Source organism: Streptococcus infantis (assembly GCF_047463275.1).
In the GTDB taxonomy this organism is placed as follows: domain Bacteria; phylum Bacillota; class Bacilli; order Lactobacillales; family Streptococcaceae; genus Streptococcus; species Streptococcus infantis_AF.
This window is the reverse complement of record NZ_JASHEE010000008.1, coordinates 15115-32380: the sequence shown is the minus strand read 5'-3', so window position 1 is coordinate 32380 and position 17266 is coordinate 15115. Positions and strand designations below refer to the sequence as shown.

The 17266-nt window shown below is 39.4% G+C and carries 12 protein-coding genes; 2 read left to right on the top strand and 10 right to left on the bottom strand.

Translation table 11 applies throughout. From position 1 onward, the window contains the following. Window positions 1–4: 4 nt before the first annotated feature. The 8 genes from QM923_RS09390 to QM923_RS09355 all read right to left on the bottom strand — a co-directional run bounded on the left by QM923_RS09390 (window position 5) and on the right by QM923_RS09355 (window position 11042). Window positions 5–1375 carry a sugar transferase gene (locus tag QM923_RS09390; RefSeq protein WP_414291672.1) on the bottom strand — a complete coding sequence of 457 codons (1371 nt, stop codon included), beginning with the start codon at window positions 1373–1375 and terminating at the stop codon, window positions 5–7. Between the two features lie 15 nt (window positions 1376–1390). Next, window positions 1391–2092, bottom strand: a complete 702-nt coding sequence (locus tag QM923_RS09385; RefSeq protein WP_414291671.1) for a tyrosine-protein kinase — start codon at window positions 2090–2092, stop codon at window positions 1391–1393. Between the two features lie 10 nt (window positions 2093–2102). Next, on the bottom strand, window positions 2103–2795 hold the full coding sequence (locus tag QM923_RS09380) for a capsular polysaccharide biosynthesis protein (RefSeq protein WP_414291670.1): 693 nt from the start codon (window positions 2793–2795) through the stop codon (window positions 2103–2105). A gap of 8 nt (window positions 2796–2803) precedes the next feature. Then, window positions 2804–3535 carry a capsular polysaccharide biosynthesis protein Cps4B gene (cps4B, locus tag QM923_RS09375; protein ID WP_414291669.1) on the bottom strand — a complete coding sequence of 244 codons (732 nt, stop codon included), beginning with the start codon at window positions 3533–3535 and terminating at the stop codon, window positions 2804–2806. Window position 3536: 1 nt separating this feature from the next. Further along, complete coding sequence (gene cpsA / locus QM923_RS09370) at window positions 3537–4985, bottom strand: LCP family glycopolymer transferase CpsA (RefSeq protein WP_414291668.1); 1449 nt, start codon at window positions 4983–4985, stop codon at window positions 3537–3539. 190 nt (window positions 4986–5175) lie between these two features. Further along, window positions 5176–7134 carry a peptide ABC transporter substrate-binding protein gene (locus QM923_RS09365; protein WP_414291667.1) on the bottom strand — a complete coding sequence of 653 codons (1959 nt, stop codon included), beginning with the start codon at window positions 7132–7134 and terminating at the stop codon, window positions 5176–5178. Window positions 7135–7295: 161 nt separating this feature from the next. Continuing rightward, complete coding sequence (locus QM923_RS09360; protein ID WP_414291666.1) at window positions 7296–9263, bottom strand: peptide ABC transporter substrate-binding protein; 1968 nt, start codon at window positions 9261–9263, stop codon at window positions 7296–7298. A gap of 168 nt (window positions 9264–9431) precedes the next feature. Beyond that, on the bottom strand, window positions 9432–11042 hold the full coding sequence (locus QM923_RS09355; RefSeq protein ID WP_414291665.1) for a glycoside hydrolase family 13 protein: 1611 nt from the start codon (window positions 11040–11042) through the stop codon (window positions 9432–9434). Between the two features lie 149 nt (window positions 11043–11191). Between QM923_RS09355 and QM923_RS09350 the strand changes: the two genes are divergently transcribed. Further along, window positions 11192–12676: a DUF1846 domain-containing protein gene (locus tag QM923_RS09350; protein ID WP_414291664.1), complete on the top strand. Its 1485-nt coding sequence runs from the start codon at window positions 11192–11194 to the stop codon at window positions 12674–12676. 157 nt (window positions 12677–12833) lie between these two features. Then, a complete protein-coding gene (locus QM923_RS09345) occupies window positions 12834–14309 on the top strand; it encodes a M protein trans-acting positive regulator PRD domain-containing protein (protein WP_414291663.1) in 1476 nt (491 codons plus the stop codon). A 31-nt stretch (window positions 14310–14340) separates the two neighbouring features. Here the strand turns inward: QM923_RS09345 and glmS are convergent, their stop codons facing one another. Next, window positions 14341–16149 carry a glutamine--fructose-6-phosphate transaminase (isomerizing) gene (gene glmS / locus QM923_RS09340; protein ID WP_414291662.1) on the bottom strand — a complete coding sequence of 603 codons (1809 nt, stop codon included), beginning with the start codon at window positions 16147–16149 and terminating at the stop codon, window positions 14341–14343. A gap of 270 nt (window positions 16150–16419) precedes the next feature. Next, entirely contained in the window at window positions 16420–17220 is an 801-nt protein-coding gene (locus QM923_RS09335; protein ID WP_414291661.1) for an ADP-ribosylglycohydrolase family protein, read from the bottom strand. Window positions 17221–17266 lie beyond the last annotated feature (46 nt).

Genomic DNA, 17266 nt, shown 5'->3' with positions numbered 1-17266 from the left:
TGAATCACTTTGCTCCATCTCTCATCACAACTACTTTTATTGTTTTTAATAAAATTTCGAAGTCTTTCCAAATTGTCCAATCATCGATATAGGCCACATCTAGTTTGACAACATCATCAAAGTTGGTAATTTCACTACGACCACTAATTTGCCACAAGCCAGTAATTCCTGGTTTGAAACTCAAACGACGTTTTTGTTCAGGTGTGTATTTTTCGTATTCGTCCACTGTTGGAGGTCGAGTTCCTACTAGGCTCATATCACCAATCAACACATTCCAAAATTGGGGCAGTTCATCCAAACTTGTCTTTCGAATAAAGTGTCCAATTTTGGTAACGCGAGGGTCATTGTCCATCTTAAACATACCACCTTGCATGGTATTTTGGTCCATCAATTGCTCCTTGATTTCTTCCGCATCTACCCTCATAGAACGGAATTTATAAAAAGTGAAATGACGACCATTTTTTCCTATTCGGGTTTGAGAAAAAATTGCTGGTCCACCATCTTTTCGAATCATTGGAACAAGGACTATACTTACTAGTCCACAGATGATTAACCCAACAATTGCCCCTAAAATATCAATAATTCGTTTGGCGACTATGTGGCTTGGTTTATATAAGTTTGTAGAAAAAGTTACTACATTCAAACCAGCCATCTCATGAATTTGTTTGTTGCGACCTAAATTTTTATCAAAAGCATTTAGATTAACTGTAACATCAATCCCCATCGTTTCAAATTGCGAAATGATGCTACCGATATCATAATCCTCACTAGGCAGGTTCACAAAAACTTCGTCTACAACTTCATGAGTTGCATAATTAATGAGGTTTTCTCGAGGAATAACCGTTACTTTATTGTGTTTAAAATCTGGTTTATCTAGTACACTCACAGCAACAAGTTTCCCACCGACATCAGTTGCATTTAACAAACGGTCGATAACCTTCTCAATTCGGGATGTCGCAGTGATCAAAATGATTTTACGGCTCCCCTTTAAATTATGGTTAAAATGGACCCAATATTTTTTGATAACAAAACTCAGGAAATAATTAAACACTCCGTACAAAGATAGGAAGTAAATCATACCACGCCTTGAAATAACAAATTGGTCTTTCAGGAAAAAACTAGAAAAACTAATCAGCAATGCGAAAAAGATGATGTATTTTATTATCTCTATCAATTCGACGGATTGACTGCGTTTAAAAAAATCCTTACCGTAGCCACTGATATAAAAAGCTGCAAAATGAAGAAAATACAGAACAAAAACCGTTTTTGCAACAATTTCTGTTTCAGATACAGAGATTAGTATATAAGCTAATATACTGACCAGTATACTCTGTAAAAACGCTAAAGTTACGTTGTAGAAACCCCTTCCTTCCATACTTCCTCCCTAAACTTATTTTTTACCGTAGGCACCGTAATTCCCGTATCCGCCATATGTACCGTAAGTACCATATTTTTCAAGTTGAATATTAAATTTATTCAGAATAACTCCTAAGAATGGTGTTCCTGTTTGCTCTAGCTGGTCTTTAGCTTTTTGAACTTCTCTCCGTTTTGTTGCAGAAGCTTCAGTCACCAGGATAGAGGCATCACATTTTTGTACGATAATCGCTGCATCAATGACAATTCCGATAGGAGCTGTATCTACAATGATATAGTCAAAGTATTTGCGCAAGGTCTCAATCATTGCTTCAAATTTTTCACTTTGAAGAAGAGCAGTTGGGTTTGGCGAAACGGCTCCTGATTGAATGACAAACAAGTTTTCTACGTTTGTTTCACACAAACCATGAGATAGATCTTTGGTTCCTGACAAGTAGTCTGTCAAACCTGTAATTTTTTCTCGAGACTTAAAGACACCTGACATGACTGAATTACGAATGTCGGCATCGATAAGGAGCGTCTTGTAGCCTGCACGCGCGAAAGCCCAAGCTATATTGGTTGAAGTGGTAGATTTCCCTTCTCCAGGTCTAACCGAAGAAAGTGCAATTACTTTTAGACCATCTCCACTCAACTGGATGTTAGTCCGTAGTGCGTTATAATACTCCTCAGCTTTTTTTATAGAGTTTAATCGTTGTTCTGATAATTCTAACTTTGCCATATTTCCCTCTTTACTTTAATTTCTCAAGATTTGGAATAACACCTAAAAGCGAGAGGTGCATCACTTCTTCGATATCTTCTGGACGTTTCACTCGATCATCCAACAATTCAACTAAAAGCACGATAATCGTAACGAATCCCACACCTGCTATAGTAGCCATCATTGTATTACGACGAATATTTGGTGAAGATGGTGATGTTGCTGGTCTTGCTTCCTCAAGTGTGGTTACATCTGACACCCGTGTTACAGAAATAATTTTCTGAGCGGCTACTTCTCTGAGTGCATTGGCAATACGACTTGCTTCCTCAGGATTGCCATCTCGAACCGAGATAGATACAATACGAGTGTCTGCCGGAACTGTTACTGAAACTTTTCTTCCAAGAGTTTTTGCATCCATAGGTAATTTTTGGTCGGCAACTACTTTTTCAAGAACATCCTGAGAGAGGATGATTTCACGGTAGTCTTTTACCAAGTAAGCACCCGCCTGCAAATCTTGGTTGGTCAAGCCAGGCTTATCTGCTTGGTTACGATTGACAACGTAGATGCGGGTAGTACTGGTGTACTGAGGTTTTATCACAAACGAGCTATAGGCAAACGCTGCTAGACCTGCTATTATTGCAGTTAAGACGATGAGGAATTTTCGTTTCCAAAGCACTTTTACCAATTGAAATACATCAATTTCAAATTTTTCTTGTTCTTTCATCATTTCTCCTAAATAAGTTGGTCATTTATAATGTTTAATGGGTTTGTTTCAAACAGTTCATGAGCTTTTTCTGCTCCGTATTTTTTAGCGATGAGTTCATAAGCTTCTCTCATATACGGCGGGCGATTATCTAAATTGTGCATATCGCTAGCCACTACATGTACTAGGTCCTTGTCCAAGAAGTATCTAGCACGCTTTTTCATAAACTTGTAGCTGTCACCAAACAGTCGTGGTTTTAATACACTCGAACTATTAATCTGCATATAGCATCCCATATTAATGAGCTCTCTTACTTTTTTCTCATCGTTTTCCAAGGTGTGGTAGCGCTCAATATGAGCAACCACAGGTGTAATCCCTAACATTAGAACTTTGGTCAAAGCGTTATGAATATCTCTGTAGGGTGTATTCATGCTAAACTCAATCAAAGCATAACGACTTCCATTGAGTTTTGGTATAATTCCCTGTTCAAGTTTTTCTAAAACATCACTGGAAAAATAAATTTCAGCCCCGTAAACTATATTCAAATCTGGCGCAATTTCTTGAGCCAACTGTTTAACTTCGCTAAAATTAGCTGCAATTTTGTCTTCTGGCGTTTCAAACATCCCTTTTCTACGATGAGAGGTCGAAACAATGGTTCGAACACCTTGCGCATAAGCTTCCTCAAGGAGAGCCTTGCTCTCAGCTTTATTTTTAGGTCCATCGTCAACATCGAAAACAATATGTGAATGAATATCAATCATCTTATTTTCCTTCCATGGTATCTTTAATGGCCGTTTTAACAGTTTCCAAGCTTGTTGGGTCGATTTCTAACATGTAAAGATTGCTATCCGGCATAGCGTAAGACGGAAGGCCCATACGACCAGTCCCTTTTAAATCTTGATTGGTTACTGTATATTTCCCTCCACTTGCCAACTGAGTATTGACAAGACTTACCATTGTTTCTGGAGGCATATTGGTCTGAATTGAATCCTGCAAGCTCTGAATAATACTGTCATAGTTTTTTAGAGATTCTGCTGAAGTCAATTTCTGGATAATAGCCGCAATGACTTTTTGTTGGTTGCGACCGCGATCCCCATCACCATCCGCAAGCGAATAACGTTCACGCACAAATCCCAAAGCTTGTTCAGAATCCAGATGGACATTGCCGACTGGGAAGTGGTATTTCCCATGACGCGATGTGAATTCTTGGTCATTATAGACATCAACACCTCCAAGAAGGTCAATCAGTTTCAAGAAAGAGGTGAAATTAAGTCGAGCATAATAGTTCAAGTCGATACCATAAAGATTTTCTAAGGTATGGATAGAAGCATCTACGCCATAGATACCCGCATGCGTCAACTTATCGTTTTGGTTGTTTCCACCATCTGCAATAGGGACATAGGCATCTCGAGGAGTTGTCGTCAAGAGAATCTTCTTAGTATCTTGATTCACTGTCATGATGATATTGACATCTGAACGCGAAACAGAACTGATTGGACCATAGGTGTCAATACCGCTGATATAAACATTAAAAGAATTTCCTGTAGCTGCCTTAGGCGCTTCCACTTTCTTAGTCAAGTCCTTGGTATAGATTTTCTTGATCTTCTTAGCGTGGTCAGGATATTCCTGCTCAATCAGATTTTCAAAAACGCCATTTAAGACAATTGCTTTGGTTTCTCCGTCTAACAAACTCTTATAGGCCGCTAGGTAAGAAGAAGCTTCCTCAACTGTCAATTCCTTATTTTGAGTTGTTTTAATGTCATCTATCAATTTTTTGATATTCTCAGCATCTGTTCCTGTTGGAGCTGATACACTAGAAAGTTGAGAAACATTATCGATCTCACTATCTGCAAGTACTGCCACACTCATAGAGTAGCTTGAATAATTTGAAGTTGCATTGAACTGATTGGCGAGCCCTACAAATCGATTGACAGCTACTAATGCTACCGAACTAAATAAGACTGAGACCAACAGAATTATCAGGGTAAGAACCTTAGCTTTTCGCTTGACTACCAACAAGAGGGATAATAATGCTATGAGCACTAAGACGACTGACAAGATGATATTAAAATAACTGACCGCTAAAATCTGATATCTAAAAATCAAAAATAATAAACAAGAAGCAAGAACAGCATAGATTAGCAACAAACCTATGTTTAAACTCTGCTGAAATTTATCAGTTTTACTTTTTTTTATGCGTCTACCTTTCATGGAATACCTCTTCAAAACATTTTAATTTAATTATATCATAAAGTAACTTTAAAGGCTATCTCCATCCGTCATGGAAGCGCTTGTTTTTAAAAATATTTTTAGTTAATGTATATTTACTATCATCTTTTTTCTATGTTTTGTGTTTCCAAAACACAACAAAAACAGAGCTCTTAACAAGCTCCATTTTTTATTATTTAACGTGACTTTCGAATTCTTTTTGATTCTTTTCAACTGAATTTTTACGTTCTTGTTCCCATTTGGCTTTAGCTTCGTCAAATTGAGCAGTTGTTACCACTTCTGTTTGCAATTTCATATACTTATAGTTGCTACCAGTCCCTTTGATTCCGACAAGTGAGTAAGCTCGTGTAAATGGTGTCACACGTGTTACTGAAGCTCCACCACCGTTTGAATTTACAGGGAGCAATAGCGAACTATCAATCAGCCAAGCTTGTGCGTCTGCATAATTTTCATAACGTTTGGCTACGTCTGTATTTTCTGCATCTGCCGCTTTCAATTTTTGAGTATATTGGTCCAATCCGATATTTGTAATCTTATCAGTATCCTTGCTTGGATCAAGTCCTAAAATCTTGAGATAGAATCCATCCTCAGCGTTGAAAGGATTGAGGTAAGTTGATGGATCTTGGTAGTCTGCAGACCAACCATCCAAGTTCAAATCATAGTCATGATCAGCTATAGTTGGCGCTTGGAATGTCGCATTGGCATAGTCTTCTGTTGAAATTTGAACGACATCAATCACTACATTTTCAGCTCCAAGAGTTGATTCGACCGACTGTTTAATCGAATTGATCTTAGGAAGCAGGGTTTTATTCACCTGATCCACCGGCAAGTCCAAATGAATCGGGAATGTCACACCTTGTGCTTCTAGTTCTTTTTTAGCCTCTGCAAACTGAGCTTGAGCTTTTTCTTTATTGAAGTAGCCGTCTTGAGCGTCTTCAAGATTCATATTTGACCACTGCGTACCGTAGTTTACCAACTTAGATGAAACTGTCTCACCAAAAGTCTTGTCACCTACTTGCACGAAAGTTGGTGGCACAAGTGTGTTACGAAGAGTGTTTTTAGCTGCTTCTTCTCCGTTAGACTGAGCCGAGTAGGCTGTACGGTCAATGGCAAAGTTGATAGCTTGACGGAAGTTTTTATTCAAAATCGCAGCTTGGGTAGCTTGTTTTTGCTCATCGCTAGTCTTAGCTGTATGATTGTATGTTTGGCGATTAACGTTAAAATTATAGTACCAAGAAGTCGCATCCTGCAAGCTATAGACGATATTATCCTTGTATTTCTCCTTTGTCTTAGCAAAGTTTGAACTATTTGGATAGACTCCTGCAGATGAATAAGCACCACTTTCAAAGTTACGAATCGTCATATCTTGGTCAGAACCATCCACATAAGCCAACTTAACTCTTTCAATTGTCACTTTTTCTTGATCGTAGTAATGAGGGTTCTTCATGTACTCAAGTGATGATTTTGATGTGAATTCTTTTAACAAATAAGGACCACTATAGAGAATACCATCTGGTTTTAATTCTCCAAACTCTTTACCTTTAGAAGCTAAGAACTCTTCATTGACTGGAAAGAGGATACTATTGGTTGTTTTAGAGTTCCAAAATGGCTCTGGACGTGTCAAACTATATTGGACAGTGTAATCATCTATAGCTTTCACACCAACATTTGAAAAGTCAGTGTTTACTCCTGTCACATAATCATTTAATCCCTTAATTGAGTTCTGAATCAAATCGAGAGCTTGACTCTTGTTATCAGCTGCATACTTGATACCTGTGACGAAATCTTGTGCTTTAATTGGGGCGTACTCTTCCCCGTCAGCAGTGAACCATTTAGCATCTTGACGAAGTTTATAAGTGTAAGTCAAGCCATCCTTTGAAACACTCCAATCTTCTGCAAGAGCAGGAATGAGATTCCCATAATTGTCATTTTCAAGCAAACCATCTACCAAGTTGGTTACAACAGCGGTATTGTCACCAGAGTAATCCAACAGGTAGTTGAAGGTTGTCGGGTCGGCACCAAATGTTGACGAGTAGGTTTTAGCATCTGATGCTGACTTCCCACACGCTGTCAATAAGACCGCCGCGGCAAGCGTCAACCCCGCTCCAATCAGTCGTTTTTTGAGTTTCATGATTCATTTTCTCCTTATATGTTAGGTTTTATGACATAAGTCTATTTTATCAAATTTCACTCTAAAAGTAAAGTTATTTAATTATTTGCCCTCTCGTCAGTATATGAAAAAAAGAAAGAAATCCCGCATAAAACCAGGATTTCTTTCATCGTTGTTTAAGATTATTTAACGTGGTTGGCTAACTCTTTTTGATATTTAGCGTTTGTTTCAAGTTTCTCTTTTTGCCATTTCTTAAGAGCTTCTTCGTATTCTTTAGTGGTTACAATATCATTTTGCAACTCTAAACCTTTAAATACAAACGGATCTCCCTTGATCCCAACTTGAGAGTAGGCTTTCGAAAATGGTACTGTACGACTAACTGTAGGAGAACCTCCTGAAGATGCTACAGGAATAAGGAGTGAGCTATCAGATACCCAAGCCTGTGCTTTGGCATATTTTTCATAACGTTTGTTAAGGTTGGTTGTTTCTGATGCTGCATCATCCAAGAGTTTCTTGTACTCATCAAGTCCAACTTGAGCCATGACTTCTGGATCTTTACCTTTTGTGATACCCAAGTGTTTAAGGGCAGAACCCTTCTTAGCATCCAAGATATTTAGATAGGTAGCTGGATCTTGATAGTCTGGTCCCCAACCAGTTCCGTTCAAGTCATAGTCTTTTTGAGAAGGGACCTTAGCTTGAGATGTAATACTCATTTTCTCATTATCTGTCATTTGAAGCACATCGATGACAACATTTTCAGTTCCAAGTGCTGCTTCGACAGATTGTTTGAGGGAGTTGGTTTGTTGAACAGCAATAACATCTGTTTGTTCAACTGGAATATCCAAATGGATTGGGAAGGTTACACCTTTAGCTTGCAATTCTGATTTTGCTTTTTCAAAGGCAGCTTTTGCTTTTGTTGGATTGTAAAGAGTGTCTTTACCATCTGTCAAAGCTACATCTTTCCATTGGTCTCCGTATGTTACCAATTGTTCTTGAGCCAATTCACCGAAGGTCTTTTCACCGACCTGAACATAGTCATAAGGTACAAGGCTGGTACGGATAATCTTGTCTGCTCCTTCTTCACCGTTCATCTGAGCAGAGTAAGAATGACGATCAAGAGCAAAGTTGATTGCCTGGCGGAAGTTTTTATTGAGAAGCGCTTCTCTTGTAGAAGTTTTTTGTGCTTCATCTGTCTTTGCAGTTTTATTGTAAGACTGACGATTCACGTTGAAAGTAAAGTAATAGCTGGTCGCTTCTTGCGGACTATAGACAATCTTATCCCCGTATTCTTGCTTAGTTGAATCAAAGTTTGAACTTGTTGGGAAGAGACGAGCTGTTGTATAGGCTCCTGATGAGAAACTACGAATCAATGATTCTTGGTCAGATCCATCGTAGAAAGTCAGTTTGACGTGGTCAATCTTAACATTGTCTTTATCCCAATAATTTGGATTTTTTTCGTACTCGATCACTGATTTTGAAGTGAAGTTCTTCAAAATATATGGTCCATTATAGAGAATCCCTGAAGGTGTAGCTGCACCATAATCTTTACCTTGAGAATTCAGGAATTCTTCATTAACTGGGAGCATAGTCGCTGTTGTTACCTTAGAATTCCAGAAGCTTTCTGGTTGATTCAAGGTGTATTGAACAGTGTAGTCGTCAATTGCTTTAACTCCAACTGTTGAGAAGTCATTGCTTTCACCACTGACGTATTCTGCCAAACCTTTGATAGAATCTTGGATCAGACTTAAGCCATCTGACTTACCATCAGCCGCATGTTTCAAACCAGTCACAAAGTCTTGAGCCTTGACCTCGGCGTACTCCTCACCTTCAGAAGTATACCATTTGACACCTTTACGTAGTTTGTAAGTATAGGTCAAACCGTCTTGTGAAACCGACCAGTCTTCAGCAAGAGATGGAATCAAGTTTCCGTACTTGTCATTTTCCAAGAGTCCGTCGACCAAGTTAGCAATGACGTCCGATGTTGAACTTTTACTAGTAACGCTATAGTCCAATGTTGATGGATCGATGGCATATACGTATGAAAATGTTGTAGGAGCATCTGCTTTTTTCTCTGTCTTTCCACAAGCCGCTAAAAGAAGAGCTGCACTCATCGTTATCCCTGCTACTGCGAGCAACTTTTTCGATTTCATCGGTATTCTCCTTTAAAATACTATTTTTCACCATTATACCCTATTTTTTTATAAAAGCAAGGGTTTTCATGCAATTTTTTAGAAAATTCAAACAAATATTTTTTTAAGAAATTTCTACACTTATTTTAGAAAAAACTCAAGCATCTTGGATACTTGAGTTTTTTAGGTTTAATTGGCCAATTCGACACAGAATGCATCCCAAGGAGCTAGTGTTAGTTGCTCGAGCTTTTCTTGAACCTCGGTGTTAGCAACCAAGATTGATTTGAGAACCCCATTAAAGTGAAATTCTTGTTCTTGATTTGAGAGGTTAGCTACTACTAGGAAACGACGTTCCCCGTCCTTGCGAATATAGGCAAAAACTTTCTCAGCCGTTTCTAATAATTCAAAGTCAGCTTGAACCAGCCAGCTGTTTTCTTTGCGAATTTGAACTAATTTTTGATAAGTATAGAAGATGGAATCTGGATTTGCTAAAGCCTCTTCTACATTAATCTTCGCATAGTTTGGATTGACTCCTAACCATGGTTTCGCGCTTGAAAAGCCAGCGTAGTCTGTCGTGTCCCATTGCATTGGGGTACGCGCATTATCGCGTCCAATCACACGAATGCTATCCATAATTTGCTCTAGCGGTACACCTTGTTCTAGCGCTTCTTTGGCATAGTTGATAGATTCAATATCTTCTACTTGGTCCAGTGTTTCAAATGGGAAATTGGTCATGCCGATTTCTTCGCCTTGATAAATATAAGGTGTTCCTCTCATAAGATGAAGCAAGATTGCATACGCTTTAGCAGATTTTTCGCGATATTCTCGGTCATTTCCCCAGATAGAGACGATTCGTGGAAGATCATGGTTATTCCAGAAAAGGGAATTCCAGCCATCCTCAACTCCTAATTCTGTCTGCCACTTGTTGAAAATCTCTTTTAATTTCCCTACATTTAGCTCTTTTTGGTAATGCCACTTAGGTTGTCCTTCCTGATACTGAAGACAGATATGTTCAAATTGGAAGACCATAGACAACTCTTTACCTTCTGGATTCGAATATTTCTTGGCCTCTTCTGGATTTGCTCCCCAAGTCTCCCCTACTGTCAAAAGGTCTTTGCCGCCGAAAGTAGCCTGATTCATTTCCTTGAGGTAGGGATGAAGCATGGGACCATTGTTGACAACCTTCTGGTCAGGTATCTTCCCAATCATGTCAATAACGTCCATACGGAATCCACCAATCCCTTTATCAATCCAGAAATTCATCATCTCATAGATTTTATGGCGGAGCTCTTCGTTTTCCCAGTTGAGGTCTGGTTGTTTCTTACTGAAAAAGTGTAGATAGTATTGACCAGATTTTTCATCATATTCCCACGCAGAACCGCTGAAAGTAGAGGTTAAATCATTGGGTTCATTACGCCAGATATAGTAGTCTCGCTCAGGACTAACAGGATTTTCACGCGCTTCGATAAACCAAGCATGCTCATCGGATGTATGATTGACAACCAAATCCATAATGATTCGAATATCTCGTTTTTTGGCTTCAGCAATCAGCTGGTCCATATCTTCCATGGTTCCAAAGATAGAAGCGATGTCTTGATAATTGGCAATATCATAACCATTGTCATCCATAGGGCTATCATAAACTGGAGAAAGCCAAATTGCTGTGATCCCAAGCTTAGCTAGATAGTCTAACTTACTAGTAATTCCAGGCAAATCACCAATCCCATCTCCATTACTATCCTTGAAGCTTTTAGGGTAGACTTGATAAACAACTGCATTATGCCACCATTTTTCTTGCATATTTTCACCTCTTTTAAATTCACTTTACTCCATCATAGACTTTTTTTATCGTTTGTGCAAGCGTTTGCTTTATCTTTTTTCTTACTTTTATTACTCTCTAGTTTCTTATCTTCTATTTTTTTTATATAATAGAAAATAGAGGTAAAAAAATGAAAAAACAAGCTTTTAGTTCTGAAAAATATCTAAATTTACAACGTGACCATATTTTGGAGCGTATTAACCAGTTTGACGGCAAGCTTTACTTGGAGTTTGGAGGCAAGATGTTGGAGGACTTCCACGCTGCCCGTGTCCTTCCTGGCTATGAGCCGGATAACAAAATCAAACTCTTGCAAGAGTTGAAAGAACAAGTCGAGGTTGTTATTGCCATTAACGCTAGCAATATCGAGCACTCAAAGGCTCGTGGTGACTTGGGTATTTCTTACGACCAAGAAGTGCTTCGTTTGATTGACAAATTCAACGAACTTGGTATCTTTGTTGGCTCTGTCGTTATCACTCAATACGCTGGTCAACCTGCAGCAGATGCCTTCCGTAACCAATTAGAAAAAAATGGGATTGATTCGTATCTCCACTACCCAATCAAGGGATATCCGACAGATATGGACCATATCATCTCGCCTGAAGGTATGGGTAAAAACGACTATATCAAAACGAGTCGCAATTTAATTGTCGTGACTGCTCCAGGACCTGGTTCAGGTAAGTTGGCAACTTGTATGTCTAACATGTACCACGACCAACTGAATGGCGTCAAATCTGGTTATGCTAAGTTTGAAACCTTCCCAGTTTGGAATCTACCTCTCCATCATCCGGTTAACTTAGCCTATGAGGCTGCTACTGCAGACCTAGATGATGTCAACATGATTGACCCATTCCATCTTCAAACTTACGGAGAAACAACTGTCAACTATAATCGTGATATCGAGATTTTTCCTGTTCTCAAGCGTATGCTCGAACGTATCTTGGGTAAATCTCCTTATGCATCTCCAACTGACATGGGTGTTAATATGGTTGGTTTTGCAATCACGGATAACGACGCTGCCATTGAAGCTTCAAAACAAGAAATTATCCGTCGCTACTATCAAACAGTACTCGACTTTAAAGCCGAAAAGGTTGCTGAGTCTGCTGTCAAGAAAATCGAACTTCTCATGAATGATCTCGGCATCACACCAGCTGACCGTAAGGTCGCTGTTGCCGCTCGACAAAAAGCTGAAGAAACAGATGGACCTGCTCTAGCACTTGAGTTACCTTCTGGTGAAATTGTCACTGGTAAGAATTCAGAACTCTTTGGTCCAACAGCTGCTGCTGTGATCAATGCTATCAAAAAGTCAGCTAACATCGATGCCGAAACAAAATTAATTGAACCAGAAGTGGTGAAACCAATCCAAGGTTTGAAAATCAATCACTTAGGTAGTCGAAATCCACGTCTTCATTCTAACGAGATTCTCATCGCTCTTGCAATTACAGCCATGCAGAATCCGGATGCAGATCGCGCCATGAAAGAACTCGGAAACCTCAAAGGAAGCGAAGCTCATTCTACGATTATCTTAACAGATGAAGACAAGAACGTTCTCCGTAAATTGGGAATTAACGTAACCTTTGATCCATACTACCAATACGATCGTTTATATCGTAAATAGATTGAAGACTCGTAAGAACTTCTTATCAAGTATCACCCCTCCTCGATAGATTTCAAATCTCTCTTAAGGGGTGACTTCCTTTTATGCTAGAATTCCGACAATCTTCGGTTATCTTCTTTTCTAATTATTCTAACATTACTTCGGGAGTTTATTTATAATGAGAGAACTACTCAGCCAAAAAGAGCAAAGGCAATTAAAAATTTTAGAGTATTTGTTTGAAAATACTGACTGGATTTACCTAGATGACTTATCTAAAATCATTGGTTACAATGCTCGTATCATCAAGAGTGATATCAAGGATTTACGTGAAATTTTCCCTGACTTTGATATCAGACACTCAACTGCAGGGATTATGATGGTGAATACGAAAAATAATGGTATCGAGCGAATTTACCAATATTTTTTACAAACATCTGATTATTTCCAAATTTTAAAAACCTTCTTCCTTTTGGACAGTCCCTTTACTTATGAGCATCTTTCTGAATCTTTGGATATTTCCCTTCCTTCTTTGCGAAAGAAAGTTGCGCATATCAATAAGATTCTCGATGGAACCTACCGCTTCAAGCTCAAGGTAACCCCTATCTCTATTATTGGAGATGAAAAAGATATTCGATTTTTCTTCTCCCAGTATTTCCATGAAGCTTATAGCTTTTTAGAGTGGCCTTTCACAGAAATCAAAGAAGCAGACATCGATAGCTTTGTTTCCTTCTTTATCAATTTGGCAAAATTCCCTGCAAAATATCAGAACCTCTACCAAATCAGAACTCAGGCTACAGTCGATTTGCACCGAATGAAGAGAGGTTATTTTGTTCGTTTCCCAAAACAAACCACTTCCTGGTTGAGCCCTATCTACGACCAACTCTCTGATTTTCAGCATCAGTTACAAGACTTGGCCAAAGGGCTTAATATTGAAGTCACTCCTGAAACCATCAATCAGATTTTCAGTCCCTTTGCTGAGCCTGGTCTTTTCTTTACAGTCGAAGATTTCCTAGAGGCTCGTCAGTCTTACGAACAAGTCAATCGTTCCTATCATGCTGCTCGAGATATCCTAGACAACTTGACTCGTAGATTTAGCGTTCAATTTTCAAATACGGATACTTTGATTTGGAACCTGCACAACACTGCCTTGCTTGAGCGAAGAGAAATCAACTCCGAATCGATCATTTCACAAAACAAGGATTATACGCTTGGAAAAATTAAAAAATTCTTCCCTAAATTTTATGAAGCAACCGTCTTTGAAATGTTGCGATACAAAAACATTATGGGACAAAAGGAGAAGACTCCTGCCCTTTCTCACCTGATCTACACGCTGTTCACTCACGCTGAGGGGCTTACAGATCAATTATTTGAACATAAAAAGAAAGTCAAAATCTTAGTTCTGAGTGAGTATGACTTTGCCCATCCACAATTCTTGATTTCTCTCTACGAATTCCATACTTCAAATAATATCCAGTATGAAACATGGGATAAGGAAACCCTAAATATTGAAGAAATCATGGACAGTGACTACGATGCTATCATCACTAACTTTGATATCAAAGACATTGAAGACAAGTTAGTGATTAATATCAGTCGACTATCTATCTTGCAAGTTGTCAACGAACTTAATAAGATTTCCATGCAAGATTTATAATAAAAAAGTCTAGTTAAACTAGACTTTTTTATTATTCTACTGTAACTGATTTCGCAAGGTTCCGTGGTTTATCCACATCAAGTCCACGATGTAGGGTTGCAAAGTAAGCGACTAGTTGCGTTGGTACGACCATTGAGATTGGTGAGAGGTAAGGGTGTACGGTCGTAAGAACGATATCGTCTGTATCTTTGGCAACATTTTCTTCTGCGATTGTGAGGACCTTAGCGCCACGCGCTGCCACTTCTTGGATATTCCCACGAGTGTGGTTAGCAAGAACTGGGTCTGACAAGAGGGCTAAAACAGGTGTTCCATCCTCAATCAAGGCAATGGTTCCATGCTTGAGTTCTCCTGCCGCAAAACCTTCACATTGGATGTAAGAGATTTCTTTGAGCTTGAGACTGGCTTCCATGGCTACATAGTAATCTTGACCACGTCCGATGTAAAAGGCATTGCGTGTCGTTTCAAGAAGCTCACGAACCTTGCTATCAATCAATTCTTTTTCTGAAAGGGTTGACTCGATAGACTGAGCGACGATAGACAACTCATGAACCAAATCGAAAGTTTTGGCTTTTTCATTGCCATTTGCTTCACCAACTGCTTTTGCAAGGAAGGCAAGGGCTGCGATTTGCGCAGTATATGCCTTGGTTGAAGCTACGGCAATTTCAGGACCTGCATGAAGCAACATAGTATGGTTAGCTTCACGAGAAAGAGTGGATCCTGGCACATTTGTCACTGTCAAGCTTGGGATTCCCATTTCATTGGCCTTGACCAAAACCTGACGGCTATCAGCTGTTTCACCAGATTGGCTGATAAAGATGAAGAGTGGTTTCTGGCTGAGAAGTGGCATACCGTAACCCCACTCAGAAGAGATCCCAAGTTCAACTGGCGTATCTGTCAATTCTTCCAACATTTTCTTAGAAGCAAATCCTGCGTGGTAAGAAGTCCCAGCTGCTAGAATGTAGATGCGGTCTGCCTCTTGAACAGCCTTGATGATAGCCGAATCTACCACTACTTGACCAGCCTCATCTGTGTAAGCTTGGATCAACTTGCGCATCACCGTTGGTTGCTCATCGATTTCCTTGAGCATGTAGTAAGGATATGTTCCCTTACCGATATCTGACAAGTCAAGTTCAGCAGTGTAACTAGAACGCTCACGACGATTGCCATCATAGTCTTGAACTTCAACGCTATCAGCTTTCACGATGACCAACTCTTGGTCATGGATTTCCATGTATTGGTTAGTTTCACGAATCATGGCCATGGCATCTGAGCATACCATGTTGTAGCCTTCTCCAAGACCAATCAAAAGTGGTGATTTGTTCTTGGCTACATAGATGACATCTGGATTTTCAGAGTCGATCAAGGCAAAGGCATAAGAACCACGGATGATATGAAGAGCTTTTTTGAAGGCTTCAAGTACTGACAAGCCGTCTTCTTCTGCAAATTTTCCAATCAAGTGAACGGCGATTTCTGTATCTGTTTGTCCCTTGAAGTTGTGCCCTGCAAGGTATTCTTCCTTAATTTCAAGATAGTTTTCGATCACCCCATTGTGGACCAAGACAAAACGTCCTGTCTCAGAGCGATGTGGGTGAGCGTTATCTTCTGTTGGTTTCCCGTGAGTGGCCCAACGAGTATGTCCGATACCAGTTGTTCCCTCAACGTCAGCTGTCTTAGCAGACAATTCTGCGATACGACCAACAGCCTTGACCAAATGACTTTCAGCACCACCTAGAACAAAAATTCCAGCCGAATCGTAACCACGGTATTCGAGTTTTTCAAGTCCTTGAATCAAAATATCAGTTGCATTTGTGTTTCCAACAACACCAACAATTCCACACATAGTATATACGACACAGACAAACTGTGCTTTCTCCTTAAAATTGGTATAGTCTAATTCTCGCTTTGAAGAATCAGCAAAAACAGTATATACTTGTTTCTTTCACTTGTCAAGGATAAAAATTGGTATAGCTCAATTGCTTTTAGACTGCAAATAAAGAACCATTCAAGAAATAGCTCTTGAATGGCTTAGAAATATAGCTAATCAACTGATATCCATACCCTATCTAACACTAGATATCATAGTTTATCTTTCCTCACTCCTCGCAGCCAATTATTTATTAGGTTGGATGGGATAGGCGCTTTCAAAAGTATCCACTATCTCTACTAAATGATCATCCAAATAGGCCATGGCTTGATTTCTGATTGGAGCAGGAATTCCATAGTAGGCTTGCGCAAGACCTCCACAGATGGCAGCGATGGTATCGCTATCTCCTCCTATGGAAATAGCATTTCTGATAGCATCTTCAAAATCTTGTGACTCGAAAAAGGCTTGGAAAGCCTGAGGAACTGATCCTTGACAAGTCACATCAAAACTATAGTCCTCACGAATTTGGTCCAGGGTAAAGTCCATGGGATAGTAATTTTTATCGATGTAGTCTCTGATTTCATGGCGGCTAGAACCAGTTCTAGCCAAGAAGATAGCTACTGCAACTGCTTCTGCACCTTTTAGTCCCTCAGGATGGTCGTGGCTGACTTCTGTCACTGCTTGTGACAAGGCTTTTGCCTGTTCTATGCTATCTGCCACAAAGCCAACAGGGCTAATTCTCATGGCAGATCCATTGCCATAACTCCCATAGGGTTGAGGATCATCTGAAAAGATCCAGTAGAAAAAATGACCGCCATAGCCACAATTTGGATATTGTCTCCCTATCTCTTGCATATATTTCACTGCATTTTTCGAGAGTTGACTCCAGTCTTCCCTACTAGCCAATAAGGCTTTAGCAACCGCCAACGTCATGATACTATCGTCGGTCGGACAAGAATCACGAGTGAACAAATCAAACTCTTTACTCTTATGATTATCCGCCTCAAATCGGGAACCAATAATATCTCCAATAACTGCTCCTAGCATAAGCTACCTCCTAGAAGTTTTTCTCCTGTTCACAGGCAATACTTCA